26 protein-coding genes are annotated in these 24,823 nt (G+C 63.5%); 15 read left to right on the top strand and 11 right to left on the bottom strand.

Annotated features, from left to right (window positions below):
- Positions 1-103: 103 nt before the first annotated feature.
- Both AC097A_RS03025 and AC097A_RS03020 read left to right on the top strand, forming a co-directional pair.
- A complete protein-coding gene (locus AC097A_RS03025) occupies positions 104-439 on the top strand; it encodes an ArsR/SmtB family transcription factor (protein WP_479620192.1) in 336 nt (111 codons plus the stop codon).
- Entirely contained in the window at positions 414-899 is a 486-nt protein-coding gene (locus AC097A_RS03020) for an SRPBCC family protein (RefSeq protein WP_479619693.1), read from the top strand. Before AC097A_RS03025 ends, AC097A_RS03020 begins: the two co-directional genes overlap by 26 nt.
- 23 nt (positions 900-922) lie before the next feature.
- Here AC097A_RS03020 and pbpC read toward each other — a convergent pair whose 3' ends face one another.
- A complete protein-coding gene (gene pbpC, locus AC097A_RS03015; protein ID WP_479619692.1) occupies positions 923-3,298 on the bottom strand; it encodes a penicillin-binding protein 1C in 2,376 nt (791 codons plus the stop codon).
- 10 nt (positions 3,299-3,308) lie between these two features.
- On the opposite strand from pbpC, the gene AC097A_RS03010 reads away from it, so the two are divergent.
- Positions 3,309-4,412 carry an NADH:flavin oxidoreductase gene (locus AC097A_RS03010; RefSeq protein WP_479619691.1) on the top strand — a complete coding sequence of 368 codons (1,104 nt, stop codon included), beginning with the start codon at positions 3,309-3,311 and terminating at the stop codon, positions 4,410-4,412.
- Between the two features lie 26 nt (positions 4,413-4,438).
- Entirely contained in the window at positions 4,439-4,957 is a 519-nt protein-coding gene (locus AC097A_RS03005) for an SLOG cluster 4 domain-containing protein (RefSeq protein WP_479619690.1), read from the top strand.
- Between the two features lie 21 nt (positions 4,958-4,978).
- Here the strand turns inward: AC097A_RS03005 and AC097A_RS03000 are convergent, their stop codons facing one another.
- The gene (locus AC097A_RS03000; protein ID WP_479619689.1) at positions 4,979-5,338 is read right to left on the bottom strand and encodes a DUF1304 domain-containing protein; all 360 of its coding nucleotides are present in this window, start codon (positions 5,336-5,338) and stop codon (positions 4,979-4,981) included.
- 86 nt (positions 5,339-5,424) lie between these two features.
- Between AC097A_RS03000 and AC097A_RS02995 the strand changes: the two genes are divergently transcribed.
- Together AC097A_RS02995 and AC097A_RS02990 are read left to right on the top strand one after the other, a co-directional pair.
- Positions 5,425-6,057, top strand: coding sequence for a TetR/AcrR family transcriptional regulator (locus AC097A_RS02995; RefSeq protein WP_479619688.1), 633 nt, complete (start codon positions 5,425-5,427; stop codon positions 6,055-6,057).
- The gene (locus AC097A_RS02990; protein WP_479619687.1) at positions 6,054-6,521 is read left to right on the top strand and encodes a hypothetical protein; all 468 of its coding nucleotides are present in this window, start codon (positions 6,054-6,056) and stop codon (positions 6,519-6,521) included. Before AC097A_RS02995 ends, AC097A_RS02990 begins: the two co-directional genes overlap by 4 nt.
- Here the strand turns inward: AC097A_RS02990 and AC097A_RS02985 are convergent.
- Together AC097A_RS02985 and AC097A_RS02980 are read right to left on the bottom strand one after the other, a co-directional pair.
- Positions 6,518-6,895, bottom strand: a complete 378-nt coding sequence (locus AC097A_RS02985; protein WP_479619686.1) for a hypothetical protein — start codon at positions 6,893-6,895, stop codon at positions 6,518-6,520. The genes AC097A_RS02990 and AC097A_RS02985 overlap by 4 nt on opposite strands.
- 1 nt (position 6,896) lies before the next feature.
- Positions 6,897-12,902, bottom strand: a complete 6,006-nt coding sequence (locus AC097A_RS02980; protein WP_479619685.1) for an alpha-2-macroglobulin family protein — start codon at positions 12,900-12,902, stop codon at positions 6,897-6,899.
- A 145-nt stretch (positions 12,903-13,047) separates the two neighbouring features.
- On the opposite strand from AC097A_RS02980, the gene AC097A_RS02975 reads away from it, so the two are divergent.
- The 3 genes from AC097A_RS02975 to AC097A_RS02965 are packed head-to-tail and all read left to right on the top strand — an operon-like array spanning position 13,048 to position 15,121.
- A complete protein-coding gene (locus tag AC097A_RS02975; RefSeq protein WP_479619684.1) occupies positions 13,048-13,977 on the top strand; it encodes a DUF3034 family protein in 930 nt (309 codons plus the stop codon).
- 24 nt (positions 13,978-14,001) lie between these two features.
- A complete protein-coding gene (locus AC097A_RS02970) occupies positions 14,002-14,448 on the top strand; it encodes a group I truncated hemoglobin (protein ID WP_479619683.1) in 447 nt (148 codons plus the stop codon).
- 10 nt (positions 14,449-14,458) lie between these two features.
- On the top strand, positions 14,459-15,121 hold the full coding sequence (locus AC097A_RS02965) for a cupredoxin domain-containing protein (RefSeq protein WP_479619682.1): 663 nt from the start codon (positions 14,459-14,461) through the stop codon (positions 15,119-15,121).
- Between the two features lie 25 nt (positions 15,122-15,146).
- Here the strand turns inward: AC097A_RS02965 and AC097A_RS02960 are convergent, their stop codons facing one another.
- Together AC097A_RS02960 and AC097A_RS02955 are read right to left on the bottom strand one after the other, a co-directional pair.
- Positions 15,147-15,521, bottom strand: coding sequence for a hypothetical protein (locus AC097A_RS02960; RefSeq protein ID WP_479619681.1), 375 nt, complete (start codon positions 15,519-15,521; stop codon positions 15,147-15,149).
- A 64-nt stretch (positions 15,522-15,585) separates the two neighbouring features.
- Entirely contained in the window at positions 15,586-16,125 is a 540-nt protein-coding gene (locus tag AC097A_RS02955) for a HEPN domain-containing protein (protein ID WP_479619680.1), read from the bottom strand.
- Positions 16,126-16,573: 448 nt separating this feature from the next.
- Here AC097A_RS02955 and AC097A_RS02950 point away from each other — a divergent pair, with 448 nt between their 5' ends.
- Positions 16,574-16,882 carry a helix-turn-helix domain-containing protein gene (locus tag AC097A_RS02950; protein ID WP_479619679.1) on the top strand — a complete coding sequence of 103 codons (309 nt, stop codon included), beginning with the start codon at positions 16,574-16,576 and terminating at the stop codon, positions 16,880-16,882.
- A complete protein-coding gene (locus AC097A_RS02945) occupies positions 16,879-18,306 on the top strand; it encodes a HipA domain-containing protein (protein ID WP_479619678.1) in 1,428 nt (475 codons plus the stop codon). Before AC097A_RS02950 ends, AC097A_RS02945 begins: the two co-directional genes overlap by 4 nt.
- A gap of 6 nt (positions 18,307-18,312) precedes the next feature.
- Here the strand turns inward: AC097A_RS02945 and AC097A_RS02940 are convergent, their stop codons facing one another.
- On the bottom strand, positions 18,313-19,104 hold the full coding sequence (locus AC097A_RS02940; protein WP_479619677.1) for an anti-sigma factor: 792 nt from the start codon (positions 19,102-19,104) through the stop codon (positions 18,313-18,315).
- A 10-nt stretch (positions 19,105-19,114) separates the two neighbouring features.
- Positions 19,115-19,708 (bottom strand): RNA polymerase sigma factor, encoded by a 594-nt coding sequence (locus AC097A_RS02935; protein WP_479620191.1) that lies wholly within the window; start codon positions 19,706-19,708, stop codon positions 19,115-19,117.
- Between the two features lie 435 nt (positions 19,709-20,143).
- Here AC097A_RS02935 and AC097A_RS02930 point away from each other — a divergent pair, with 435 nt between their 5' ends.
- The 3 genes from AC097A_RS02930 to AC097A_RS02920 all read left to right on the top strand — a co-directional run bounded on the left by AC097A_RS02930 (position 20,144) and on the right by AC097A_RS02920 (position 21,839).
- Positions 20,144-20,542, top strand: a complete 399-nt coding sequence (locus AC097A_RS02930) for a c-type cytochrome (protein ID WP_105259950.1) — start codon at positions 20,144-20,146, stop codon at positions 20,540-20,542.
- A gap of 4 nt (positions 20,543-20,546) precedes the next feature.
- Positions 20,547-21,089, top strand: coding sequence for a DUF3455 domain-containing protein (locus AC097A_RS02925; RefSeq protein WP_105259949.1), 543 nt, complete (start codon positions 20,547-20,549; stop codon positions 21,087-21,089).
- 96 nt (positions 21,090-21,185) lie between these two features.
- Positions 21,186-21,839: a DNA-3-methyladenine glycosylase I gene (locus AC097A_RS02920; protein WP_479619676.1), complete on the top strand. Its 654-nt coding sequence runs from the start codon at positions 21,186-21,188 to the stop codon at positions 21,837-21,839.
- A gap of 19 nt (positions 21,840-21,858) precedes the next feature.
- Here AC097A_RS02920 and AC097A_RS02915 read toward each other — a convergent pair whose 3' ends face one another.
- From AC097A_RS02915 to AC097A_RS02905, 3 genes are read right to left on the bottom strand one after another with little or no spacing between them, the layout of a single operon-like run.
- Positions 21,859-22,494, bottom strand: coding sequence for a DsbA family protein (locus tag AC097A_RS02915; RefSeq protein ID WP_479619675.1), 636 nt, complete (start codon positions 22,492-22,494; stop codon positions 21,859-21,861).
- Positions 22,495-22,513: 19 nt separating this feature from the next.
- Positions 22,514-22,762 (bottom strand): hypothetical protein, encoded by a 249-nt coding sequence (locus AC097A_RS02910; protein WP_315493942.1) that lies wholly within the window; start codon positions 22,760-22,762, stop codon positions 22,514-22,516.
- Positions 22,763-22,815: 53 nt separating this feature from the next.
- Positions 22,816-23,682 carry an MBL fold metallo-hydrolase gene (locus AC097A_RS02905; protein ID WP_479619674.1) on the bottom strand — a complete coding sequence of 289 codons (867 nt, stop codon included), beginning with the start codon at positions 23,680-23,682 and terminating at the stop codon, positions 22,816-22,818.
- Between the two features lie 129 nt (positions 23,683-23,811).
- Between AC097A_RS02905 and AC097A_RS02900 the strand changes: the two genes are divergently transcribed.
- Positions 23,812-24,702 (top strand): LysR family transcriptional regulator, encoded by an 891-nt coding sequence (locus AC097A_RS02900; protein ID WP_479619673.1) that lies wholly within the window; start codon positions 23,812-23,814, stop codon positions 24,700-24,702.
- Positions 24,703-24,823 lie beyond the last annotated feature (121 nt).

The following is a 24,823-nucleotide window of genomic DNA, read 5'->3' as shown; positions in this document are numbered from 1 at the left end:
CAATGCTAGCGCCAGCGCTGGATTATTGACATGCAAGTAAATACCTGCATATACTGCATCCAGTCATCCCAACCCTGTTCCACCCCGACTAGAAAGGCCGCCCATCGACAAGGTATTCAAAGCACTGGCCGACCCGACCCGCAGGCGTCTGCTCGACCAGTTGCACAAGGAGAACGGCCAGACCCTGTCTGCCCTGTGCGAGCACATGGACATGACGCGCCAGGCCGTGACGCAGCATTTGCAACTGCTGGAAGACGCCAACTTGGTGGCGGTGGTCTGGCAGGGGCGGGAGAAGCTGCACTACCTCAACCCCGTGCCCCTGCACGAGATCCACACGCGATGGATCGCCAAGTTCGAGCATGGCCGACTTGACGCCTTGCATCACCTGAAGAAAACACTGGAAGGACCCAAAGATGACAACGACAACCGCAAAACCTAGCTTTGTCTACGTGAGCTATATCCAAACCACGCCCGAGAAGGTGTGGCAGGCCTTCATGGACACCGACGTGATGGCCCAGTACTGGGTCGGCCCGACATCGGAATGCGCCCGCGTCAACGTGTCGGACTGGAAGGTCGGCTCCGTCTGGGAGCACCAGCGCCTGGACGCCGCGCGCACGGTCGACATCTGCGGCACGGTGGTGGAGTGCACGCCGCCAAGCCGTCTGGTCTACACCTGGGCACGGCCCGGCGATGCCGCGGATGCGTCCAAACACTCGCGGGTGGAGATCGACATCGAGCAACGCATCGACGGCCTGGTGCGCCTGACCGTCAGCCATGTCGACCTGGAGCGCGACCCGAAGATGCTGGAAGGCATCTCGGGCGGCTGGCCTGCGGTGCTGTCGAACCTGAAGACGCTGCTGGAAACCGGGCACGTGCTGCCCAGGGCACCAGCGGCCTAAAGCCGACGCGCGCGCTGGCGTGGCTAGCGCGCTGCCGCGCGCTGTGAGCCCTTCACCCCCGCCCCGCGCACTTCCAGCCGCACCTGGTCCAGCACCTGGCCTTTGGCATCGGTAATCTGGATGAGATGCCGGCCTGGCCAGATGGGCCACTGGGTGGCATTGCCTTTGGCAAACGGTTTGCCATCTACCAGCCAGCGCAGGTTGCTGCCCTCGGCCTGCAGCGTCAGGCGCTGTGCCTGGGGCGGGATGTCGGGGTCCAGGGCGATGATGGTGCCGTTGGTGGGCGCAGTGATGCGGGCGGTGGGTGCTGAGCCATTTTTTAAGCCTTTTTGGCGAAACCCCAAGTCCTGGCCTCCGGCCCCCGTGGATATTGCGCGAGCAGCTCCTGAATCCATAGCGAAATTGGCTTGCTGCGTGCCGCTGACAAACCACTCGCTGCGCGCAGCTTCTAGGCTGGGGGCGCTGGGGGTGTTGGCAAACTGCACCCGTTTTTGTTCTACCCCGGCAGGCGGCTTGGGCGCGCGGCTGGGCTGCTTGGCGTGCAGAAAATTCATCATCGCGGCCCAGATGGGCGCCGCGCCCGTGGTGCCGCTTACGTCCCACATCGGCGCGCCGCTGGCGTTGCCCACCCACACGCCCACGGTGTAGCGCTGGCTGTAGCCCACGGCCCAGTTGTCACGCATGTCTTTGCTGGTGCCGGTTTTCACCGCGCTCCAAAAGCGTGTGGCCAGCACGCTGTCGGTGCCAAAGGTGCGGGCACGGGCCATGGGGTCGCTCATGATGTCGCCCACGATGAAAGCGGCGCGCGCGTCCAGTGCCTGGGTGGCAGGCGCTGGCTTGCCGGGCAGCAGCGTGGAGGGGCTGGCGCGCCCGCCGTTGGCCAGCGCGCGGTAGGCATTGGTCAGGTTCAACAGCGACACCTCGGCGCTGCCCAGCGCCAGGCTGTAGCCGTAAAAGTCGCCGCTTTCCTTCAGCGGCAGGCCCAGGCGCACCAGTTGTTTCTGAAACGCATCGGGCGACACCATCACCAGCGTGCGCACCGCGGGCACGTTGAGCGAGGCACCCAGTGCCGTGCGCGCCGACACCCAGCCCTTGAAATGCCGGTCGTAGTTTTGTGGGATGTAGAGGCCACCCGTGGTCTGGATCTGCGTGGCCGAGTCTTCCAAGAGCGAGGCCGCGGTGATGCGCCGTTCGGCAATGGCCTGTGCGTACAAAAAAGGCTTGAGTGTGGAACCGGGCTGGCGCAGCGCGGTCACCGCATCCACATCGGCCGCGCTGCTTAGCGGGCCACTCGAGCCGACCCAGGCCAGCACCTCGCCCGTGGCGTTGTCCAGCACCAGCAGGGCCGCGTCTTCCACATGGCGGCCGGCCAGTTCGCGCAAGTGGCTTTGCAGCGTTTGCACGGCAAAGCGCTGTAGCGGGGCACGCAGGGTGGTGCGGATTGTTGCCGTTCGGGCTGCGCTCGTCGAAGCCTTGAGGTTAGGCAACCCTTCGACAGGCTCAGGGCGAACGGCCGTCAGTTGTCGGGCCACATGTGGCGCCACGCCTTCACTGGCCGCATAGTCGCGCCGCTGCAGCGCACCGGTCACAAACAGGTCCAGTGCCCCGCAGTTGGCTGTTGCCGTCTCCAGACTTTTGAGTACGCTGCAGGCGCGCTGCACCACTTGCGGCTCCTTGGCGTTGGGCGCGCGCACCAGGGCGGCGGCCACGGCGGCTTCGCGGTTGTCCAACCCGTGGGCGGCCTTGCCAAACAGGGTCTGGCTCAGGGCGTCAATGCCCACCAGCTCGCCGCGAAACGGCACCAGGTTCAGGTAGGCCTCCAGAATCTGGTCCTTGCGCCAGCCGCGCTCCAGGCTCTGGGCGGACCAAGTTTGGCCCAGCTTCTGCACCACGCTGCGCCCGCCGTTGCCGCGCTTCAGGTCTTCGTCTAGCAGGCCGGCCAGCTGCATGGTGATGGTGGAGGCGCCCCGCGTTTTGGTGTTCCACAGGTTGCCCCAGGCCGCGGCCGACACAGCGCGCCAGTCCACCCCGCTGTGTTCGTAAAAGCGTTTGTCCTCCGACAGCACCAGCGCAGTGCGCAGGGCGGGGGACACATCGGCCAGCGCCACCCACTGCCCACGCCGCACGGTGGCGTCGGTGCGCAGGCGGTGCAGCAGCTCGCCTTCGCGCGAGAGGATGTGGGTGTCGGACGACTGGTAGCCCGATTTTATCTCATTAAAAGTGGCTGCAGCACCCGTGGAATAAGCGCAAGCAGCTACAAAAAAAGTAGCAATTGCCCGGACGGAAAACTGCAGAAATCCACGCCCACCCCGGCCCACAGGGCCTGTAGCCTTGGTGACCCTGCGGCCCCATGGGTTGGGCGCGCGCCCGTAAACTGGTTTCTCTTGCAACTTATCCATCCCTGTCTGTATGTCCCACGCCGCTCCGTTGTTCCAGCCCTTCACCTACAAGGGCCTCACGCTCGCCAACCGCATTGTCATGGCACCCATGACACGTTCGTTTTCGCCCGGTGGTGTGCCCACCAAAGAGGTGAGTGAGTATTACCGCAAGCGTGCCGCATCCGCCGTGGGCCTGATCGTGTCCGAGGGCACGGTAGTGCAGCGCCCGTCGGCTGCCAACGACCCCGATGTGCCGCACTTCTGGGGCGATGCCGCGCTGGCTGGCTGGCAAGACGTTATCAACACCGTGCACGGCGCCGGTGGCGTGATGGCGCCGCAGCTCTGGCACGTGGGCGCCGCGCGCAACCCGCGCACCACCTGGGTCGCACCGTCGCCTGTCGATTCGCCCTCTGGCCTGTCACGCCCCGGCAAGCAGTTTGGCGCGCCCATGAGCGATTCGGATATTGCCGACACCATCACCGCCTTTGCCAAGGCCGCTGGCGCCGCCAAACGCTTGGGCTTTGACTGCATCGAGTTGCATGGCGCCCATGGCTACCTGATCGACCAGTTTTTCTGGGAAGGCACCAACCAGCGCAGCGACCGCTTTGGCGGCAGCGACTTGGTGGCACGTGGCCGTTTTGCAGCCGACATTCTGAAAGCCGTGCGCGCCGAAGTGGGGCCAGACTACCCGGTCATCATCCGCCTGTCGCAGTGGAAGCAGCAGGACTACAGCGTGCGCATGGCGCAAAACCCCGACGAGATGGCCGCCTGGCTGCAGCCCCTGGCCGATGCGGGCGCCGACATCTTCCATTGCTCGCAACGCCGTTTCTGGGAGCCGGAGTTTGATGGTTCCGATTTGAACTTTGCCGGCTGGGCCAAGAAGCTCACCGGCCGTCCCACCATCACCGTGGGCTCGGTCGGCCTGAGCGGCGAGTTCATCGCGGCCTTTGGCGGCGAAAGCTCCAAGCCCGCATCGCTGGACGAGCTGCTGCGCCGCTTTGACCGCGGTGACTTCGACCTGGTGGCCGTGGGCCGCGCCCTCATCAGCGATCCGGATTGGGCGCTGAAGGTGCGCGAGGGGCGCATGGACGAGCTGTCGGACTTTTCGCCGGCGGCCTTGGCGAGTTTGGTTTAGGCCCAGGTGCCCACAAGGAGCATTGCATGCAGAAACTACTTCGCCGCAAACAGGTGTGTGTATTGGGAAGTGCAGAGCCCGGCTCTGCGGCCTACGACCTCGCAGGGCAGGCCGGGGAGTTGATGGCCCGCTTGGGCATTACCGTGGTCAGTGGGTGCGGCAGCCCGGCCACCCGGTTTGCCGCAGAGCGTGCCATGGCGGCCGGTGGCACGGTGGTGAGCATCATTCCCGAAGGGGAAATGCCCGCTGCGGACTGGCCGGCGACGGTGGTGATTCCTTCGGGTGTGGGCGATGCACGCAACCTGTTGATGGCGCTGGCAGGGGATGCCTGTCTGGTGATTGGTGGCCGCGCTGGCACTATCTCGGAGGTGTGTCTGGCCTGGCTGCACAAGCGCCCCTTGTTGCCGCTCACGGGTTGTGGTGGTTGGTCTGACCAGCTGGAACAGAACCCGCCCGACGAACGCAAAAACTCACTCATCCTGCCCTGGAACAGCGTGGACACGCTGGAGCAACAGCTGCGCGCCCTGGGCCTGGTGCAGGCTTAGCGCCTGCAGCGCCAGGCGCTTTTACAGCAGGTACAGCGCGGCCAAGCCCAACACCGCGGGCACGGTCTGGATGTAGAGAATGCGCACCATCACCGTGACTGCGCCCCAGATGCCTGCCACCGCCACACAGGCCAGTCCAAAGGTGGCAAAGGCCTTGGCAATGGCCGAGTCGGGGTAGACCAGGCCCAGCAGGCAGGCCGCAGCCAGAAAGCCGTTGTAGCAGCCCTGGTTGGACATGGCTGCCTTGCGCATGGCCACCTCGGCTTTCGGGATGCCAAACACCTTGACCCCACGCGACTCAAACAACACGGTTTCCAGCAGGAAGATGTAGACGTGAATCAGGCAGACCACGGCAATGAGGATTTGGGCAAGGATGTGCATGGAAAAATCTCTGGTTGATGAAGTGAACCGAAGAATACATAATCACGTTATGTTTGTAAAGCTATCCCTTGTCTCCCACGTTACCCATGGCTGAAACCCCCACCAAACGCGACGGCCGCAAAGAAAACGCCAGCGCCACCCAGGCCGCGCTGCAGATGGCCGCGCTGCGCTGGTTCGGCGCGCAGGGCTTTGAAAAGGCGCCCGTGGGCAGCATCTGCGCCGATGCCGGCGTGACCGTGGGCGCGCTGTACCACCACTACGGCGACAAAAAAGGCCTGTTTGCCGCCGTGGTGGAGCAGGTGGATGCCGGGCTGGTGCAGCAAGCCTTGGGCGCACGCCAGGCGGTCATTGACGGCGGTGGCAGCGCTTGGGAAGCGTTTCTGGCCTCCATCGACACCGTGCTGCAGTCTGGCACCAACGCGCCGCTGCGCCGCCTGATGCTGGTGGACGCACCCGCCGTGCTGGGCGCGCAGGTGTGGGGTGAGATTCGGCAACGGCAAGGCCTGGGCGCCATGCGGGGCAGCATTGCCGCTATCCAGGCACACGGCATTTTTCAGGGGCACGATGCGGAGCGGCTGGCGCGCATCGTGTTGGGCGCGCTGTATGGCGGCATGGAATCATTGCCCGAAGATGAAACGGGTGTTCAGGATGCGCTGGCGGATACGCGGCAATGCTTGATTGCCATGCTCGATGGATTGCGAAACAAGGACGCGTTATGACCGTACAGACCGCACTTCAGCTCGGTGCCGAAACCAGCACAGTGCTGTGTACCGAAGACGGCCAAGTCGTTCTGCAGAAAGAACTGCAGCTCGGCACCGCATCGCTGGCGCGCCTATGGATGCGCCACACACCACCCACCCCGCTGGACATTGAACATGCGATCGAGCAGACCGAAGACGTGGTGATGCCCCTGGCCGCGAAGCTGGTGCGCACGGAGCAGTTGCAGTTCCGCGGGGAGGGCGCTGCCTTGATTCTGCAAGGTGTGGGTGCAGCGCTGGATGCAACGCCGCGATGGAGTTTGGACGAAGTGGAAGACCTGTTCAACCGCATCGCCATGGTGAGCCAGGGGCGGCCCAGCGGGCAGGAAGCTTTGCCTACTGCGCCGGAGTTTTATGCGGCGATGGTGATTCTGCGGGAGTGCTTGCACCACCTGAGGTTTGGTGAGGTGGTGGTGCAGGTTTAGTCGCCTCTGAATACAAGTTCCCCATTCAACTTCATGGCGACTTCAATCATCTCAACCGTTTTATCGATGATTGCAATAACGATGTCGCGATTGACCTCATATGAATGGCGACCTCCTTCACTGGTTTCCGTGACTTGCCACGTCGGTGTCTTACCCTCCCAATAGCTGCGTTGCCACTGAAGATGTGTACGCAAACGCTTAATGGATGCGTTGTCAAAGACAGTGGATCCATATTCGTCAATTGGTCGGTCTCCCACATCGAAGTACGGCAGTAGATACGTCTGCGTGTCGAAATCGGGAAACCAGCAACCATCTTTGTGCTGATCCCACCCGTTTGGGAACTGTCCATCAATGGTTACTTGCCAATCGATCATTTCACTTCGCCCCCACCACTTTCACCCGCGCATTCGGTGCCTCCCCAAACATCTCCGGCGCATACATCGCTTCCACGCGTGACGGTGGCAGCGAGAACTCGCCCACGTTGTTGAGGCGGATGGTGTATTCCATCTTCACCACGCCCTTGGGCAGGTACTCGTAGTAGCTGCGGAAGGATTCGAAGCTGCGTTCCTCGAACGCGGCCCAGCCGTAGCCTTCTTTCTTCTCGCCTTGCGTGGCAATCTCGCTGTCGCGGCCCAGGCCGCTGCCCAGAATCGTGGCGCCGCCGGGCACGGGGTCTGTGATGGCGACCCAGGTCATGTCGGCGCTGGCGTTCACCTCGATGCTGATGCGCAGCACGTCACCGCGCGTGTAGCTGCCGGCGGGCAGGCTCTTGTTGGCCTGCTCCACGGGGGTCACCGTCTTCTTGATCTGGTAACCCGCAAAGAACGGCGCCTTCAGCTGCACCGCCGCGACGGACTGCAGCGTGAGCCAGGGCTTGCCTGCGCCTTGGTGGGTCACGTTCAGCGTGTCTTTGGCGGCGGTGTTGCCCCAGGGCAGGAACATGGTGTTGTTCTTCAGGTTGCCCGGCGATGCGGGCGCGCCAAACATGCTGGTCTGGTGCGCAGCGCCTGACGCATCGGTGGTCTTGATGCGTTCGACCTTGCTCCAGTCCACGCTGGCCGCACCCGTGCTCATGCTGGCCTTGGTCGTGCCCGCCACCGGCACGGCTTCAAACTTGGCGCTGAACTTTTCCAGGGCCAGGCCACCCCACAGGTTGGCCGTGGTGGTGTGCCATGCGCCGTTCTGTTGGCGGCTGATGAAGCCGTTGGCCAGGCGGCCCATGTCGTCTTTCCAGGCCGGGTCGTCTAGCACGCTCAGGATCAGGCGCGCGGTGTTCACGTCGCCGTTTTGCATCAGCCACCACCAGTAGTCGTCCTTCTCGCTGCTGAAGATCATCTTGGTGCCCTGGTAGCTGATGCGGCTGCGCAGGATCTGGTTGGCCTCTGCGATGCGTTTGTCGCGCTCGGGCACATCGTTCACGCGCTTCAGGATGTTGAGCCAATCAATCACCGCATGTGTGGGCCACTGGTTGGGCGCGATGGTGATGCTGTTCACCATGCGGCCCTGCGCCTTGCCGTAGCGCGACAGGGCTTCGATGGCGGCCAGCTTGCGCATGTCCAAGTCCTTGCGTGGGCTCCAGAAATCGCGCTGAATGCGGCCCTCCACAAAGGCGATCAGGCCGCGCTCCATGGGCGCGCGAATCTCGTCGCTGAGCGCAAACGCAGGGTTGATGGTGGAGGCTTCATGCGTGGCGGCCAGCAGGTAGGCGGTCAGCGTGTCGCTGCCGCGGTTGGCCTCGCCGTCGCGCGGCGGGAAGTAGTTGGCCAGGCCATCGCTGTCCAGGTAGCTGGGGATCTGCGTGGCCACGGTCTGCCACAGCTTGCCGTCGCGCAGGCCCACGCTCTTGCTGGTCTTTTGCTCCAGGCAAGCAAACGGGTACAGCGCAAACCAGTCACGCACACCGGGCAGGCCTTCGGCCAGCTTGGGCTGCAGCGCCATCTTCAGGCCGCCGCGGCCGGGCAGGGCGTCCGCTGGGGCATTCACGTCCAGGGTGAACGGTCCATCCACTTGAACCAAAGTTGCCTGCTGCACCGTGAGCGGCACCGCCGGGATGATGCGCTGGCGCGCCTTCAGCGCGTCGCGTGCGCCGCTGAGGGTGTCCTTGGCCTCAATCTCCCACAGGATGGCTTCGTTGCGCGTGAGCGCCAGTTGTGCAGGGGCGGTCACATTCCACGCCACTTCGCGCGCATCACCCGCGGGGATGTCCACCGTTTGTGGCTCCAGGGTGAGCAAGGTGGCGCGCGGCGTCACCAGCACCTTCATCGCCTGCTTGGTGGTGTTGCGCAGGGTCAGCTGCGCGCGGTACTGGTCGTCTTCGCGCACCAGGGGCGGCAGGCCGCTGATGATCTGCAAATCTTGCGTCGCGCGGATGCTGGTGGAGCCGGTGCCAAACATGCCGGTGAAGGCATCGGCCACGGCCACGATCTTGAAGGTGGTGAGTGCATCGTTCAGCGGCACGGTCACCACGGCCTGGCCGTTGGCGTCCAGCTTCACGCTGGGGTTCCACAGCAGCAGGGTCTCCAGCAGTTCACGCGCGCCGCTGTGGCCACCACCGCCACCGGGTGCCACGGCCTTGCGGCCGTAGTGGCGCCGACCAATGATTTCCATCTGCGCGGTGGATGTTTCCACGCCCCAGCTTCGGCGCTGCAACATGGCGTCCAGCACATTCCAGCTGCCGTTGGGCATCAGCTCCAGCAGCGCCTGGTCCACGGCGGCCAGCGCCACTTCGGCGCCCGCTGCAGGCTGGCCGTTGGGCAGTTTCACGCTGATCGTGACCTTGGCCTGGCTGCGCACGGCGTAGCTTTCCTTGTCGGCCTTCACGCTCACCGCCAGCTCATGGGCCTTGGTGCCCACGCGGATTTCTGCCACGCCCAGACGGAATGCGGGCTTGCTCAAGTCCACCAGCGCCGTGGGCGCCACGTACTCGCGGCCTTCGTACCAGAAGCTGGTCCACCACTCACGCGGTGCCTTGTAGCCCCAGGTGAAGAAGCTGTACCACGGCACCTCGCGCAGGCGGCCGCGCAGCACCAGCGCGCTCACATACACATTGGGGCCCCAGCCCTCCTGAATTTTGAGGCTGATGGTGGGGTCTTGGCCGTTGAGCTGCACCACCTCGCTGTGCACTATGCCTTCGCGTTCCACAGACACCAGGGCGGTGGCAAAACGAAAAGGCATACGCACCTGGAACTTGGCGGTCTCGCCGGGTTGGTAACTCTTTTTCTCGGGCAGCAGGTCGATGCGGTCGGTGTTCTCACCGCCAAACCACAGCTCGCCCTGCTTGGTGACATACACGCTGCTGGCCGCCTGGATGCTGTTGCCACTGCTGTCTTTGGCAGTCACCACCAGCTCCACTTCACCGGCTTCGTTCAGCTCGGTTTCGCACAGCAGCAGGCCGCGCGAATCGCTCTTGCCGCTGCAGACGCCGCCCATTTCCTTGGTGCTGGTTTTGTTGTCGTAGGTGTAGAAGCCGCCCACCATGCGCTTGCGTGTGGTGGTGGTGATGCGGGCGGTGGCTTTTACCTCCAGCGCCACGCCTTCTTGGGGCTTGCCCGTCAGGTCCAGCGCCAGCGCGCGGAACTTGATTTTTTGCCCGCTGGACACCCAGCCCTCGGTGCGAATGCCGGCCACCACATGGGCGGGCCACAGCGTTTGTGTGCTGCGGATGGTTTGCACCTCGCCATTGGGGTCGGAGTAGGTGGCTTCCAGCAGCAGGTCTTGCGGCTGGCGACTTTTTGGCACTTGCTCCAGCGTGAGCTTGCCTGCGCCGTTTTTGTCCAACGTGAGCGGCAGCTTGTCGGCAATCACACGGTTGTCCGCACTGGCGTTGGCGTCCTCTTCGCCTTCACCACTGCTGGCCTGTTGGTTGCCACGCGGGGCGGAGAAGTTGAACTCACTGAAATCCGAAAAGCTCAGGTATTTGCTGCGCACCAGCGCCGATACACGCACCGGCAGGTTCACCGCACCGCCGCCCGACACGTAGTTGATCTGCACATCCACCGGCACCTTGTCCACGCTCACCAGTGCCTTCTTCTCGGCCGGTGTCACGCGGCCCTCTAGCACCGGCAGGCGGAACTCTTCCACGCGGAACTGGCCGGTGTAGAAGTCCTGCTCTTCCCTGCGGCCCGACAGCTGCACCTGGTACACACCCAGCTTGGCCGCGGGCGGGATGGAGAAGCTGTTCTCGGCACTCAGGCCGCCCGTGGCGGTTTTGCGCCATGTCAGGTCCAGCTCGTATTGCTGGCCGCTGCCCACGTGGGTGATCAGCAGGGTGTCGGGTTGCTGCGCGGGCAGGCCAAAGCCTTTGGATGTTTCGGTGCGCAGCAGGTGTTTCATGGACACGGTTTCGCCCGCGCGTAAGAGCGTGCGGTCAAACACAGTGTGGGCGCGTTCATCGGGCACCACATCGCGGCTGGTGGGCACGTTAAAGCGCCAGGGCTCGATGCCGCGGTTCCAGTCGCTCCAGGTAAAGGCCAGGTCTTGCACCGTGCCTTTGCCGTCGCCCGCAGGTTGGGTGGCGCGTGCGCTCACAAAATAGGCTTGACCATAACCCTCTTCGCCATTGCAGCGTGGCGGCTGGGGCGAGAGGCCTTCAAAGTTGGCCACACCCTGCGCATTGGTCACGCCGGTGGCCAGCTCTTTGCCACGGCAGTCCGACACCCGCACCGTGGCACCGGCCACGGGCACGCCCTTGTCCAGCGAGGTGACCCAGGCCAGCGCGTTCTCGCGCCCCAGCTTGAAGTGCACGCCCAGGTTGGTGACCAGGGCCGAAGTGCGCACATACATGGTGCGGCCGTCGCCGTGGCGTTCGTCCAGCAGGCTGGTGCCCAGCTTTTGCGAGGCAATCTCCACCACATGGAAGCCGGGGGTGAGCGGAATGCCCACCACCTCAAACGGGCGCGGGTCCTTGTTTTCGGGTTTGGGCAGGTCCAGCGTCTTCACGTTGGGGCGGCCCTGCAAGAGCGACACCATGCGCGTCTGCACATAGTGCGTGTCCATATCACTCACGACCTTGGGCAGGGGGCCCTGCACATCGGCCGCGGCCTGTTTGCGTGTCACGGTGTAGCTGTCATACCGCTGCAGCTTGCGCCACCAGGCAATGATGTCGGCGTCGGTACCGGGCTGGAAGGTGCTGACCTTGCCGGCCGGTGCTTTGGGCGCGGCGGCTTTGGCCTGTTCGGTGTTCAGCCCCTTCACATTCAGGGCAACTTCCACATTGCGCAGCGTCACCGGCAGCAGCGCCACGCCATTGGGTTCGGCAAAACGCTCCACGATGCCAAAGGGCGACGCTGCAAACTTGGCCAGCGGTGGCATGGCGGCGGTGGCCGTCTTGAGCGGAAAGCTGTCTGCATTGCGCAGCGTGCGGCCCGAGGCGTCTTTGAAGTTTTTGGGCAGCTCGATGGTGAACGGCGTTTGCTCGGGCAGTGGCGCCGCGAAGCTGATGCCGTTGACCACGCCATCCTCATCTTCGTTCTCCCCCAGGTTGGGCTTGAAGCTCTCTTTGCCACCCACCAGGCGGATGCCTTGCAGCAGCTTCACCGGCACTGGCGCGTTGAAGTTCAGCGTCATTGGGCGAATCGGCAGGCAGGCGCTCTGCGCGTTTTCGCGTTCGCAGCTAAAGGTGGCGGCAAACGGCTCGCGCACCTGGAAGTTAAAGCGTTTTTCCACGCTGTTGGGCACGCCCGTGGCGGTGCCACCACGCGCGGGCGTAGCCACGCCTTTGCCAAACACAATTTGCACCTTGGCCGACGAGGACAGCTTGCGATTGCACGCCAGCGTCACGATGGACAGCGGGTTGGCTTTGGCCTCGTGCTCCATGCCCTGGGCTTGCAACAGGCCGTCGCGCTCCTTGCCGCTCAGCAGGCGCACCGCCACGCGTTCACCCAGGCCCTCCACTGCGCACCACACATTGGCCTGCACGCTCTCCAGCGTGGCCGCGCCGTTCAGGCGCAGGGTGAAAAACTGCTCTTCGTCAATGCGGTTGCCTGAGTAGGGGCGAATGCTCTGCACAAACGGGCCACCGCTATTAAATTTGTAGCTGCTCGCGCCCGTCAGATCTGCGCCTTTGGGCGATTTGAAGCCTGCTTTGGCCTGCACGGTGCAGCTGATGCCGGGTGGCAGGTCGTTCTCAAAGTCAAACGCCCACACCCGGTCGTTCACCCAGCGGCCGGTGCCCTGGGTCACCTGGGCGTCGCTGCAGCTCAGCGTCAGCGGGGCTTCGGCCTTGGGGTCGCCAAAGTTGACGGCACTTTCGTCAAATTTGGCCACCAGCTGGCGCACCTGGGCGACTTCACCCTGGGGGGACAGGCTGGTGATTTGCAGGGCCAGCGCGGCCCAAGAGGACGCGGCCAGGCCGCAGGCGATGATGATTTTTGATGTTTTCACGCGGGCTCCCGAAAAGCAGCTTGGAGGGTAGCCGAAAATTTTTTCAATTGAGTTGAATCCAAGCGGCGGCGGTCTGCGTACCTGTAACAAGTCGCAACACTTTCCCTGGGGCGGCATGTTCACCACCATTTCGATTGGAAAACCCATGAACCACCTTCGCATCGCATTGCTGGTCAGCGCCGCCAGCCTGTGCAGCGGCCTGGCCTCTGCCGACACCGGCAAACTCCTGCTCACCGGGGGCGTCAGCTCCATAGATGGCGCCGCCGGCGGGGGCCTGACGCCCTGGGCCGTGATTGGCACCAACGCCACCGAGGGCGAGATGGGTGTGTCCGCCCACGTCAGCCGCGCCACCACGCAGGACTACAGCCTCAACACCATGGGCGTGGCCTTTGCCTTTAACGACCGGCTGGAAATCTCGCTGGCGCGGCAAGACTTTGACGCTTCGCCTGTCACCGCGCTGAACGGCCTGGGTTTTGCGGTGCAAAACGGCCAGCGCGTGAAGATGGACGTGCTGGGCGTGAAGGTGAAAGTGGCCGGCGACGCCGTGCTGGACAGCGACAGCTGGATGCCCCAGATCGCCGTGGGCGTGCAGCAAAAGTCGGTGGATGCGGGCTCCATCAAGCCGGTGCTGGACTTCTTGGGGGCCAAGACCACAGGCACCGACTTTTATGTGAGCGCCACCAAGCTGTTTTTGGGCCAAAGCCTGCTGGTCAACGGCACGTTGCGCTATACCAACGCCAACCAGAACGGCCTGGTCGGATTTGGCAGCAAAGCGCCGGGCACCAACGAAGGCAGCTGGGTACCCGAGGTGTCGGTCGCCTACCTGCTGAGCAAGAACCTGGCCATCGGCGCCGAGTACCGCGCCAAGCCCAACAACCTGCGCGCACTAGGCCAGTCCGCCGGCCTGGGCGAAGGCTTGCAGGAAGACGCCTGGAAAGACCTCTTTGTGGCCTGGGCGCCCAACAAAAACACCTCCATCACCCTGGCCTATGTGGATTTGGGCCGCGTGTTGCCCGGCGTCACCGCCAACCGCAGCCAATCCGGCTACTACCTCTCGGCCCAAGTGGCGTTTTGATTTGAAACACAGCAAGGATCTGACATGAAACACCTCCTCATCACACTCGCCCTGGCCACCCTGGGCCTGACCACCGCCCCCGCCATGGCGCAAAGCAACGCTCCTGCGCAAAACGACACGCTCTACCAAGCCCTGGGCGCCAAGCCTGGCCTGCAGGCATTGATGGAAGTGTTTGTGGCCGGCCTCAAGGCCGACCCGCGTATTGGTGTGCAGTTCAAAGACACCAAATCGTCGTACCTGCAAGAGCAGCTGGTGGACCAGTTTTGTGTGGTGAGCGGCGGCCCCTGCAAATACCAGGGCGCCGACATGAAGGCCGCCCACGCGGGCATGGAAATCAACAAGGCGCAGTTCAACGCGCTGGTGGAAGTGCTGCAGGTGGCCATGGACGTGCGCAACATCCCGTTTGCCACGCAAAACCAGCTGCTGGCCCGCCTGGCGCCCATGCACCGCGATGTCATCACCGCCAAGTGAGCACCACACCATGCGTTTAACTGTGAGCATGGCCGCCACCTGCGCGGCCTGGGTCCTGGCCGCCAGCGGGGCCGCTGCGGCCGGCACGCTGGAGGTGCTGGTGCTGGACCGCGATGGCAAACCCACCCCCGATGTCGTGGTGATCGTCACCCCCAGCGCCAAAGGCCAGCCCAAAACACCGCTGCCCAACAGCGCGGTCATTAACCAAGAGAAGCAGCAGTTTGCACCCGCCGTCACCGTGGTGGCCGTGGGCGCCCGCGTGCGTTTCATCAATAGCGACCCGTGGAACCACCATGTGCGTGTGGGCACGGCTGGCGCTGCGGTGGGCGCGTCAGACGGGCAATCCGCCTTGCTGGAAGGCAAGGCAGACGGCAAGCCCGCCAGCGCCGCCGTCTTCACCATGGACAAACCCGGCGCCATCGGCGCAGCCCTGCTGGGCTGCTTTATTCACAGCCGCATGGGCGGCGCCATCTACGTGGCGGAGTCACCCTGGACGGTGAAAACCAATGCCGAGGGTGTGGCTGTGTTGGAGGAGGTGCCGGAGGGCGCCGCCAGCATCAAGGTTTGGCACGCCGCGCAGCTGGTGGAGAAAACGCCGCTGCAGGTGAATGTGTCGGGCGCACCCGCGAAGGTGACGTTTCAGCTGGACGTTGCGCCACGGCGGCGCAGCTGACCGTGCGGGGAGTGGTGCCTGGCGCTTAGCGGCCAGGTGCCAAAAGCAACCCACGCCACTTCCACTCCAGGCTCGCCAGCCTGCCCACAAACAAAGCCTCGGCCAGCAGGTGCGCCATGCCAAACAGTGTGGCCGTTCCAGCCCAGCGCACGGCCAGCCCCACGCACACCAGCGCCCAAACGCCGTTGGCGATGATCAGAGCGTTGAGCAACAGTTGGGTGCGTGTGCGGCGGATGGCCAGTGACAACGAGTAGCTCGCATAGAGCACGTTGGCGACGCCAATAAATACCAAGAGCTCTGTGGGCATGCCGTACAGCGCGGCAAGCCAGTCCAGCAGTAATAGCATGGCGACACCGGCAAGCGCACCGGCGGTGCAGTCAATCCAGAGTAGGTGTTTCATGCTCATCGGCATTCGGTTTGCCATTTAGTATGCGTACGTGCGTTCGGAGTGGCCTATCAGTGGCTTACGCTGTGAGTAGCGCTTTATCAGTTGCTGTAACCAGGCTTTTGAGAAAACGAATCGCTTTTTCGAGTTCCTCGCGTTTGACCAAGTGTGGCCCAGGTGGCGTTCCCGGCATCGATGCTTTGGAGCGGTGCACTGCGTCACCGCGCTTTGAAATGAGATCGTCGAGTGTCTTTTTTGCTTTTGCGCTGTCGTAGTTGGCCCATTCCCACCCTGCTGCAACATCAACTTCCAAGAAATCGTGAAAAAGCTTCTTTGTCTTTTCGGCGGTTGGGTTGTGAAAACGCTTCAGCTCATCTTCCAGCCGTTTGGCAACGAACATTCCTACATAGCTGCCGCGCACCACTTGGAGGCGTTTCTCAACTTCTTCCCGCACTCGATCTTCGACGTATGTTTCCCATGCAGTCAGTGCCATGACCAGCCCAGCTCGTTTGAGAACTTCCGCGTTGTCTGGTGGAGGCTTCGGCATTGCATCAAAGTGCGCCAGCAGATCTTCCGCGTCTTTTATGGAGCCTTCAAAGGAGGCAAGTGCTTTTGACATGTTCAATGGGTTCTATCTTTTAAGTTCGATGAGTGGCCGTCCAGAGTGATTTTGACGCTCCCACATCTGCTTGCCCATCCCCCAATCGGGTGAGCCACAACAACCTCACCCGCAGAGCTGGGGCTATGGGTCCCCGCCGATTTCTGGGCATTTGACAGTATGAGGCGGGGGTCCATAGCCCCGGCTCTGCGCGCCCACACCTCCCGATCAAGATCAATGACAAGAATTTGCTATAAATTCAGTAGCTGTTCGCGCATATTCCACGAGGGATAGAGCTCAATATCGACCAAATTTTGCACTGCAATGGTGGCATACCGGGTTTGCTCGATTAGTTTCGGAATAACGAAATAAACGATCAAAATAGGCTGTTAGACTTAATTGTTTCGGTTTTCCGTAACTAATAGGTCAAAATACAGCGAAGCCTCATTAATTCCGTTAAAGCGAAACAATGTCCCGAAAACTTCCTACCGTTGACCCGGACACCTCGCCCCGCATCAGCGACATTGCCGCGCTGGGCAAGCTGGTGCGCAACCAGCGGGCGCTGCATGGCTTGCGCATTGACGATGCTGCGGCCTTGTGTGGCGTGTCTTCCGACGTGCTGTCGCGTCTGGAGAACGGCAAGCCCGTCACCTTGGACAAATTGCTGCTGATTTTGCAGGGGCTGGGCGTGCACCTGATGGCCTTCACGGCGCGGCAGGTGGCGGCGCTGGAGCCTGCCATGCAGCAGCTGCAAGCGCCGCAGGAGGTCGCGTCATGAGCACCAGTGACCTGGATTTTCAGGACCTCGATTACGCGCTCGACATCTACGCTGGTGGTGCCCATGTGGCCCGCCTGGGCTTGGACAGAAACGCGGACCGCTACCACCTGCAATACACGCAGGCTTGGCAAAATTCGGCAGAGGGGTATGCACTCTCGCCCCACTTGCCCTGGGGGCAGGCTGCGGACACCCACGCCATTCGACGCTTTTTGGAAAACCTGCTGCCCGAGGGACGGGCACTGGATGTGGCGTCTGTGCACAGCAACATCCAGAAGAACAATATCTTTGGTCTCATTCGGTACCTGGGCCGTGAGACCACCGGCGGCCTCACGTTTCTGCCAGCCGGGCAGACGCCAACGTCGCTCACGCCCACGGCTCGCGAGATCACGCCTGACGAACTGCAAGAGCGCATCGCCCGCCGCAACCAGGTGCCGTTCACGGTATGGGATAGCAAGGTGCGCATGTCGGTGGCTGGGTTTCAGGACAAGCTCCTGGTGCACCAGCACCTGGGGCGCTGGTATTTGGCGGAGGGCGCGCTGTCGTCCACCCACATCTTGAAACCGGAGCCGGTGAACGCGGACTTGGTGCACATGGTAGCCAACGAGCACTTCTGCATGCAACTGCTTGCACGCATCAGCCTGCAGCGCTACCGGCAAAGCCATGTGGCGCAGGTGAACATCCTGCGGGTGCCTTCCCCGGTGCTGTCCATCCAGCGATTTGACCGCCAGGCGACACAACACGCCCAGCCAGTGCAAGTCTTGGCGCCCGACGGTGTGCCTACCGGACAGACTCTGGCCATGGATGTGCAGCAGCGCCTTCACATCATTGACGGCTGCCAGGCCGCTGACTTGTCGGTGGCGGCCAAGTACGAGCGTAACCTGGGCAATGGCAAAGATGTGGCCCACATCCGGGATGGCGCGAGCTTTGAAAAAATCTTCGCCACCCGGGCGCACCTGGAGACACCAGCGGCCGGCCTACAGCGCCTGGTGCTGTGGGTGGCCTCCACCTTGCTCTTGGGCAATAGCGATGCGCATGGCAAAAACATTTCCTTCCACGTGGGCCGCGCCGGGCTCAATGTGGCGCAGCTGTATGACTTGGTAAGTGTGATGCAGTACGACCCGGCCAAGCTGGAGCATTCCCTGGCGATGGCGTTTGGCGATGTGTTTGAGCTGGACGCCGTGAAGTCTTTTGCCCTGGCGGATTTTTGCGAGCGCTGTGGCATCAGCCGAGCATTTTTTGCCCGCGAGCTCGACAACATTTGCTCCAGCGCGCTGGCGCAAGCACCGTTGCAAGCGCAAGACCCCGCCTACGCCGATGACGAGCGGGAGACCGTGCAGCGCATTGCCGCATTCGTGGTGCAGCGGGCAACCCTGCTGAAGGCGCTGGTGAAAGACATCCCCCGCTTCAAGAAAGACGCCTTCTGACTCGCCTCACAGCATCTTCTGAATCAACGCCCCCTTGAACAGCACCGGCCCGGTCGGCCCAGTCTCGCTGGGCACGCCGCCCTTGGGCTCCAGGCTGATGGCCAGAGTGGGTACTTCGCGCACATCGCTCTCACCGGCGGTCAGGCGCAGCAGCTTGTCGCTGCCCAGCACGCCGAGTGACTTGGGGCCGCCGGAGGGAGGCAGGGCCCAGAGTTGCAGGGAGCGGTCGCCGGCCTCTTGGTAGGCGCCCACGCGTTGCAGGGTGAGCTTTTTGGCCTTGGGGTCGAAGGTGACGAGCATGGACGCGGCGGCCTTGTCGTCGGCCAGCACGGCCACGTATTCGATTTGCGGCGCGCTTTGCAGCTGCGTCTGCAGGCGGGCAATTTCGCCGCCCAGTTCCTCGCGCATGCCAATGCCCACCGACACGGCGGCGATGGTGGCGAAGGCGCCCGCTGCGGTGGCGGTGCGCCACACGGTCAGGCTGCGCAGCCAGCCGCCCAGGCCCGTGGCTTCGGCCGCAGCAGCGGCTTGCGCACGCACGGCTTGCTGCACCGCACTTTGCTTTTCGCCCTGCACCAGGTTGTCAATGCGCGTCCACACCGCGCCGCTGGGCTGGGCCTGCGGTTGCAGTTCGTTCAGACTGGCCAGGCGGCTTTGCCAGATGAGGGCGGCGGCGCGCACGGGGGCTTGTTCGCGGGCCAGGGCTTCAAAGCGGCGGCGGGCGCCACCGCGCAGGGTGCCCAGGGCGTAGCTGCTGGCCAGGCGGTCCAGCAGTTCGGGGTGTTGCATCAGGTTCATGCCGGGCTCCTTAGGCAAAGCGCGCCATGCACAGGCGCAGTTGGTCCAGCCCGCGGCGGATCCAGGTTTTGACCGTGCCCAGTGGCAGGCTGAGTTGCTGGGCTAGCTCGCTGTGGCTCAGGTCGCGCACATAGGCCAGGCTCACCACCTCGCGTTGTTTGTTTTCCAGCTTGCCCAGGCATTGGTGCAGGGCCCAGGCCTGTTCGCTGGCTTGCGCGGTGTCCATGGGGGTGGGGCCGTCGCCAGGCAGGGTGTCGGCCAATACCTCGTCCAGCTCGTCGGTGAGGTGGCTGCGCTCGGCAGCGCGGCGGCGCAACATGTCCAGGCCACGGCTGCGCACGATCAGGCCCAGCCAGGCCATGGGGGGGCTTAAAGAGGCGCGGTAGTCGGCGGCCGATCGCCATACGGTCAAAAACGCCTCCTGCAACACGTCTTCGGCCAGCTCGCGCTGGGGCACCACGCGCAGGGCCAGGCCATAGAGTTTGCTGGCGCACTGGTCGTACAGGGCTTTCAGTGCGGCTTCGTCCTGGTGGGCAATGCGGTCCAGCAGGACGATGAGCAGGGCGTCGTGGTTGTCGGTGGTCATGCTGCCATTGTCTGGCATGCGTGGTACCGCAGTGGGGCGCTGCGGCTTGCGCACAAAGCTGCGTAGCTTGCTATGAAAAGAGGAGCTGCTCGCGCTGGTTGTACCGGGGCTAGAGGGCAAAAACATGCTGAATTACCAGGGTTGCAAGCCAACAGGGCTTGTACTGGGTACGCAATGCGGGCGCCGCCGGATTCAGCCAGGGAATGCCCGACTGTGGCGCGGGGGCAATCTGAATCCAGTGGGGCGCGGACTGCGTATTGGCAGCGTGGGACGGTTTTTTTCGTGCCCTACGGTCTCCCTCGTTTCCGCCCTTACCGATGCAAAGGACAACACCATGGCGCCCCTGATTCACCCCTCGACTGCGGTTTCTGCCCAGGCTTCACGCAGTGCTTGCATGGGCCGTACGGGCATGTGGCCTGTGGGCGCTTTGTCTTTTGGTGCGTGAGCGGCCGCATGCGATGGCCTGTGGGTTTGCTGCTGGGCTTGTTGGGTCTTGGCATTGCAGCCCAGGCCCAGTCGGTGGCGCGCGGGCAGGCGCTGTTTGAGAGCCGCTGCACAGCCTGTCACAGCCTGGACGCCAACCGCGCGGGGCCCGCTTTGCGTGGTGTGCTGGGCCGCGCGGCGGGCAAGGCCAATGGCTATTTTTATTCCGAGGCCATGGCCGCGGCCACCCATGTGTGGGATGTGCCCCAACTCAAGGCTTGGCTGACCAACCCCGAAACCGTGGTGCCCGGGCAGGACATGAACTACCGCCTGGACATGCCCCAAGACCGCGACGACATGGTGGCCTACCTCGCTTCCGTATCGCCCGCACCTCCCATTTCCCCCATTTCCTCCACCCCCAGAAAGTAGAACCATGAAAACACGTACCGCCTTGTCCCTCTTGCTCGTTGCTGGTCTGGCCGCCTGTGCCAACCAGCCCATGCGCGCACCGTTTAACCAAGACAGCCTGCCCGCCGCCGTGAAGGTGCCCACAGGCCACACCGTGGCCATGGAAACAGCCGCCGCAGGCGACATTACCTACCAGTGCCGCGCCAAGAAAGACATGGCCGGCCAGTTTGAATGGGTGTTTGTGGGGCCAGCCGCCGGCCTGAAGGACCGCAGCGGCAAGACAGTGGGCAAGTACTACGGCCCGCCCGCCACCTGGGAGAGCACCGACGGCTCCAAAGTGACCGCAACCCAAGTGGCCGTGGCCCCCAATGGCGACGCCAACATTCCGCTGCAACTGGTGAAAGCCAACCCCGCCACGGGCATGGGCGCCATGCAAGGCGTGAGCTACATCCAGCGCGTGGCCACCGTGGGTGGCATTGCCCCCAAGGCCGCGTGCGCCCAGGCCAACGAAGGTGCCCAGCAAGTGGTGCAGTACCAGGCGGACTACATCCTTTACAAAGCCATGTAAGCGCTGCGCCGCAGTCAGGCACGGAAGGTGCTGCGTCGAAGCTGCAATATACTGTTCTTAAAAACAGTATTTGCATTTTGAACAGGGAGCCCTTCCATGCTTGACGACACCACTGCGCCTACCGGCCTGTTTGCCGACGACACCCAGGTCACCCGCTGCGTGTGGTGCCGTGCCACACCGCACTACCAGCACTACCACGACCACGAGTGGGGTTTTCCGGTCAGCAGCGACACGCGCCTGTTCGAAAAGATTTGCCTGGAAGGGTTTCAGGCAGGCCTGAGCTGGCTCACCATCCTGAACAAACGCGAGGGTTTTCGCGCGGCCTTTGCCGGTTTTGACATGGACAAGGTGGCCACGTTTGACGACGCCGATGTGAAGCGCCTGGTGCTGGACGCCGGCATCGTGCGCCACCGCGGCAAGATTGTCTCCACCATCAACAACGCGCAGAAGGCGATGGAGTTGCGCCAGGAGTTTGGCTCGCTGGCCACCTATTTCTGGCGCTTCGAGCCCGAGGCCACTACGCGCCCCAGCCAGATCACACGCCAGACCCTGAGCGGCGTGACCACCTCGCCCGAATCCATTGCCCTGTCCAAAGACCTGCGCAAACGCGGTTGGAGTTTTGTCGGGCCCACCACCATGTACGCCTTCATGCAGGCCATGGGCCTGGTGAATGACCACCTGGAAGGCTGCCACGCGCGCGAACGTGCGCTGCAGGCGCGCCAGGTTTTCAATGTGCCGACGCGCGCATGACGCGGCAGGCGGTGTGGCCCTAAGCCTGGGCCAATGCCGCCCGCAAATTCTCCACACTGCCGTACAAGGCATTGCCCTGCAGCAGCCGGTCGCCCGCGGCGCTGTGCACCACCAGTGCCGGCACGCCTTGCGCGCGGTGCTGGCGCATCAGGCGCTGTGCGGCCTGCACACGGGTGGCGTGGGCTTCGTGCAAGTCGGCATCGGGGTTCAGCAAGCGCTTGGCCGCTGTGGCCAGGCCCAGCGTGCGCAGCAGCTGCACCACCACCTCCACATCGGCCGTGTCCAGGCCCTGCACATAACGCGCCTCTTGCAGCACCTTCAGCGCTTCCAGCTCTCGGGCTGGCTCCGTCAGCGCCACGGCGCAGAGCGCCAGTGTGCTGGTGGTGGAGTCAAAGCGGCTGCCCAGCTTGCCCAGCACGTTGGCGCGGTAGGCCTCGGTGAATCGCTGGCCGGTGAGCTTGGCAATGCGCTGGTCGTTGGACCAGGCGTAGTCGGCAAACGCCGCATCCATGGTGCGCCCGCCGCCAGAGAACATGCCGGTGGGCGCCAGCGCCAGCGAGACCGATGCGTCTTGCGCCAGCTGCTGGATGGCAGGGGCGGCGCCGTAACACCAGCCGCACAGGGGGTCGAACAAATAGGTGACTTGGGTTGACATGGATGTGTGCCTTTCGGGGTCAGGGTGTGGGGTGTTGTGCAAGTGCTGTTTCAAACAGCGCCAGTTCTTCTTCCAGCGTGCCACGGCTGCGGAAGTGGCGGTTGGCGCGGTCGTACCAGTTCTCTGCGTCTTCCAGATCGCCCTCCTGCAGGTGCAGGATGCCGTGCAACCACGCGCCCAGCATGGAGCTATCTTTTTGCACCAGGTCGTGTGCAGCGTTCCAGCGCCCTGCGTGCAGGTCTTGCAAAACTTGGTGAAGCATGGTCATGGTGGGCTCCTGGGCGCAAGCGGCATGCCTGCGTTACTGCATGGTGGCTGGGTTTACCACTTCATTTCGCCAGTGTTGACTTTGGCGCCAATGTCCAGCGATAGGGCACCGTCTGTCAAGGCGGGGTAGGCCTGCTTCATGGCCGGGATCAGCGTGGCGCTGGTTTTATTCGCGGCCAGGGTTTTCTCAAATGTCTGCAGATAGTCCTTGGTGAAGGTGATGGCACTGGCGTCCACCTGGGTGCCGGCCTTCATGTGGCCGGGGATCACCAGCGTGGGCTTCAGTGCCGCCATCTCGTCCAGCTGGGCTACCCAGGCGGCGCGCTCGGCGGCTGTCTGCGTGTCGGCCGTCCAGACATGCATGTTGCCGAACACGCCGATGTTGCCCACGATGGCTTGGATGGACGGAATCCAGGCGTAGGGGCGGTGGGCCAGCAGACCCTGCGTGCCGCGGATCTCGATGGTCTGGCCTTCCAGCGTCAGCGTGGTGCCTTCCAGTGCGCGGGGCACCACGGGTTTGCGCGGTGCGTTGGCGCCCATCTTGGGGCCCCAGAACGCGACCTTGCCGGACAGCTTGGGCGACAGCTTCGCCAACACGGCAGGCGTGGTCACCACGTCAGCCTGGGGGAATACTTCTTTCAGCGCTTCCACGCCAAAGTAGTAGTCGGGGTCGGCCTGGCTCACGTAGATGGTGGTGAGCTGCTTGCCGCTGTCCAGCACATTGGCGGCAATGCGCAGGGCGTCGGCGCGGGTGAAGCCGGCGTCGATGACGATGGCGTCTTTCTGGCCGTAGACCAGGGTGGAGTTGACGTTGAAGCTGTTGCCGTCGGCGTTGTAAACCTTGACGGTGAGCGGCTGCTGCGCGTGGGCAGATACAAAGGCGATGGCCAGAGAGGCGGCAATAACGGTGGTGCGGATCATGGGGAACTCCTGAAGGTGGATGGGACGCTGTGAGAACATCCCGTCAGCGGTGGAGTGAACTTTAGTTTCAATAATCGCGCAGATAAACCTGATAATTCGCGCATAACTGTTTCATAAAATGCGCAAATCATGGACCGACTAACTGCCATGCAGGTGTTTGTGGAGGTGGCCCAAAGCGGCAGTTTCAGCGCTACGGCTGACAAGCTGGACATGTCGCGTGCCATGGTCACGCGGTATGTGGGCGAGCTGGAGCAGTGGCTGGGCGCGCGGCTGCTGCAGCGCACCACGCGCAGCGTGACGCTGACCGATGCGGGTGAAAGTTGCCTACGCCGCAGCCAGCAGATGCTGGCGCTGGTGGAAAACGTGGAAGAGGAAACCAGCCACCACGGCAGTGCGCTGCGTGGCCAGCTGCGCATCACCTGCAGCATGTCGTTTGCCTACGCCCAGCTGGCGGCGGCGGTGGCAGACTTTTTGGCGCAGCACCCGCAGCTCAAGATCGACCTCAACGCCAGCGAAGGCGCGCTCAACCTGGTGGAGGCGCGCATCGACCTGGCCATCCGCATCAGCGCGGAGCCGGATCCGGCGCTCATCGGCCGCATGCTGGCGCCCTGTACCTCCGTGCTGGTGGCGTCGCCCGCGTATCTGGCGCAGCACGGCACACCGCAGCAGCCGGCCGACTTGGCCGCCCACCGCTGCCTGAGCTATGCCAACTTTGGCAAAAGTGTGTGGAAGCTGCAACAGGGTGACGAGCATGCGGAGGTGCGCGTAGGCAGCCACTTCAGCGCCAACGAGGCCACGGCGCTGATGTGTGCGGCCCTGGCCAGCGGCGGCGTGGCCCTGCAGCCCACCTACCTGGCCAGTCCGCACCTGGCCGACGGCCGCTTGCAGGTGGTGCTGCCCGACTGGGCGTTGCCGGACATGGCGATCTACGCGCTCTACCCCTCGCGCAAACATTTGTCGCCGGCGGTGCGGGCGTTGCTGGACTTTCTGGTGGCGCGCTTTGCCACCGTGCCCTGGTAACAAGTTTGGTAAAGGGGCGCAAATTCACCCGTTTGGGGGATAGGCATGTGGGGGGACACCCCCGCAGAATGGACGTGACGGCAGGGCAACCTGCCAAACGGACCAATTGGCCTCTCAACCC

The organism is Rhodoferax sp. XS2R6 (assembly GCF_056521365.1).
Note: the sequence above shows the minus strand (reverse complement) of the source record. Positions and strands in the feature narration are given on the sequence as shown.

Bases quoted from the DNA above. Each gene is read 5' to 3' on its own strand.
- AC097A_RS02985 (WP_479619686.1), bottom strand. From the start codon at position 6,895: ATGATCGATTGGCAAGTAACCATTGATGGACAGTTCCCAAACGGGTGG.
- AC097A_RS02905 (WP_479619674.1), bottom strand. From the start codon at position 23,682: ATGATCCGCACCACCGTTATTGCCGCCTCTCTGGCCATCGCCTTTGTA.
- AC097A_RS02930 (WP_105259950.1), top strand. From the start codon at position 20,144: ATGCGATGGCCTGTGGGTTTGCTGCTGGGCTTGTTGGGTCTTGGCATT.
- AC097A_RS02950 (WP_479619679.1), top strand. From the start codon at position 16,574: ATGTCCCGAAAACTTCCTACCGTTGACCCGGACACCTCGCCCCGCATC.
- AC097A_RS02940 (WP_479619677.1), bottom strand. From the start codon at position 19,104: ATGAACCTGATGCAACACCCCGAACTGCTGGACCGCCTGGCCAGCAGC.
- AC097A_RS02960 (WP_479619681.1), bottom strand. From the start codon at position 15,521: ATGAAACACCTACTCTGGATTGACTGCACCGCCGGTGCGCTTGCCGGT.
- AC097A_RS03010 (WP_479619691.1), top strand. From the start codon at position 3,309: ATGTCCCACGCCGCTCCGTTGTTCCAGCCCTTCACCTACAAGGGCCTC.
- AC097A_RS02975 (WP_479619684.1), top strand. From the start codon at position 13,048: ATGAACCACCTTCGCATCGCATTGCTGGTCAGCGCCGCCAGCCTGTGC.
- AC097A_RS03000 (WP_479619689.1), bottom strand. From the start codon at position 5,338: ATGCACATCCTTGCCCAAATCCTCATTGCCGTGGTCTGCCTGATTCAC.
- AC097A_RS03020 (WP_479619693.1), top strand. From the start codon at position 414: ATGACAACGACAACCGCAAAACCTAGCTTTGTCTACGTGAGCTATATC.
- AC097A_RS02935 (WP_479620191.1), bottom strand. From the start codon at position 19,708: ATGCCAGACAATGGCAGCATGACCACCGACAACCACGACGCCCTGCTC.
- AC097A_RS02995 (WP_479619688.1), top strand. From the start codon at position 5,425: ATGGCTGAAACCCCCACCAAACGCGACGGCCGCAAAGAAAACGCCAGC.
- AC097A_RS02920 (WP_479619676.1), top strand. From the start codon at position 21,186: ATGCTTGACGACACCACTGCGCCTACCGGCCTGTTTGCCGACGACACC.
- AC097A_RS02915 (WP_479619675.1), bottom strand. From the start codon at position 22,494: ATGTCAACCCAAGTCACCTATTTGTTCGACCCCCTGTGCGGCTGGTGT.
- AC097A_RS02965 (WP_479619682.1), top strand. From the start codon at position 14,459: ATGCGTTTAACTGTGAGCATGGCCGCCACCTGCGCGGCCTGGGTCCTG.
- AC097A_RS03005 (WP_479619690.1), top strand. From the start codon at position 4,439: ATGCAGAAACTACTTCGCCGCAAACAGGTGTGTGTATTGGGAAGTGCA.
- AC097A_RS02970 (WP_479619683.1), top strand. From the start codon at position 14,002: ATGAAACACCTCCTCATCACACTCGCCCTGGCCACCCTGGGCCTGACC.
- AC097A_RS02990 (WP_479619687.1), top strand. From the start codon at position 6,054: ATGACCGTACAGACCGCACTTCAGCTCGGTGCCGAAACCAGCACAGTG.
- pbpC (WP_479619692.1), bottom strand. From the start codon at position 3,298: ATGGATAAGTTGCAAGAGAAACCAGTTTACGGGCGCGCGCCCAACCCA.
- AC097A_RS02945 (WP_479619678.1), top strand. From the start codon at position 16,879: ATGAGCACCAGTGACCTGGATTTTCAGGACCTCGATTACGCGCTCGAC.
- AC097A_RS02955 (WP_479619680.1), bottom strand. From the start codon at position 16,125: ATGTCAAAAGCACTTGCCTCCTTTGAAGGCTCCATAAAAGACGCGGAA.
- AC097A_RS02900 (WP_479619673.1), top strand. From the start codon at position 23,812: ATGGACCGACTAACTGCCATGCAGGTGTTTGTGGAGGTGGCCCAAAGC.
- AC097A_RS02910 (WP_315493942.1), bottom strand. From the start codon at position 22,762: ATGACCATGCTTCACCAAGTTTTGCAAGACCTGCACGCAGGGCGCTGG.
- AC097A_RS02925 (WP_105259949.1), top strand. From the start codon at position 20,547: ATGAAAACACGTACCGCCTTGTCCCTCTTGCTCGTTGCTGGTCTGGCC.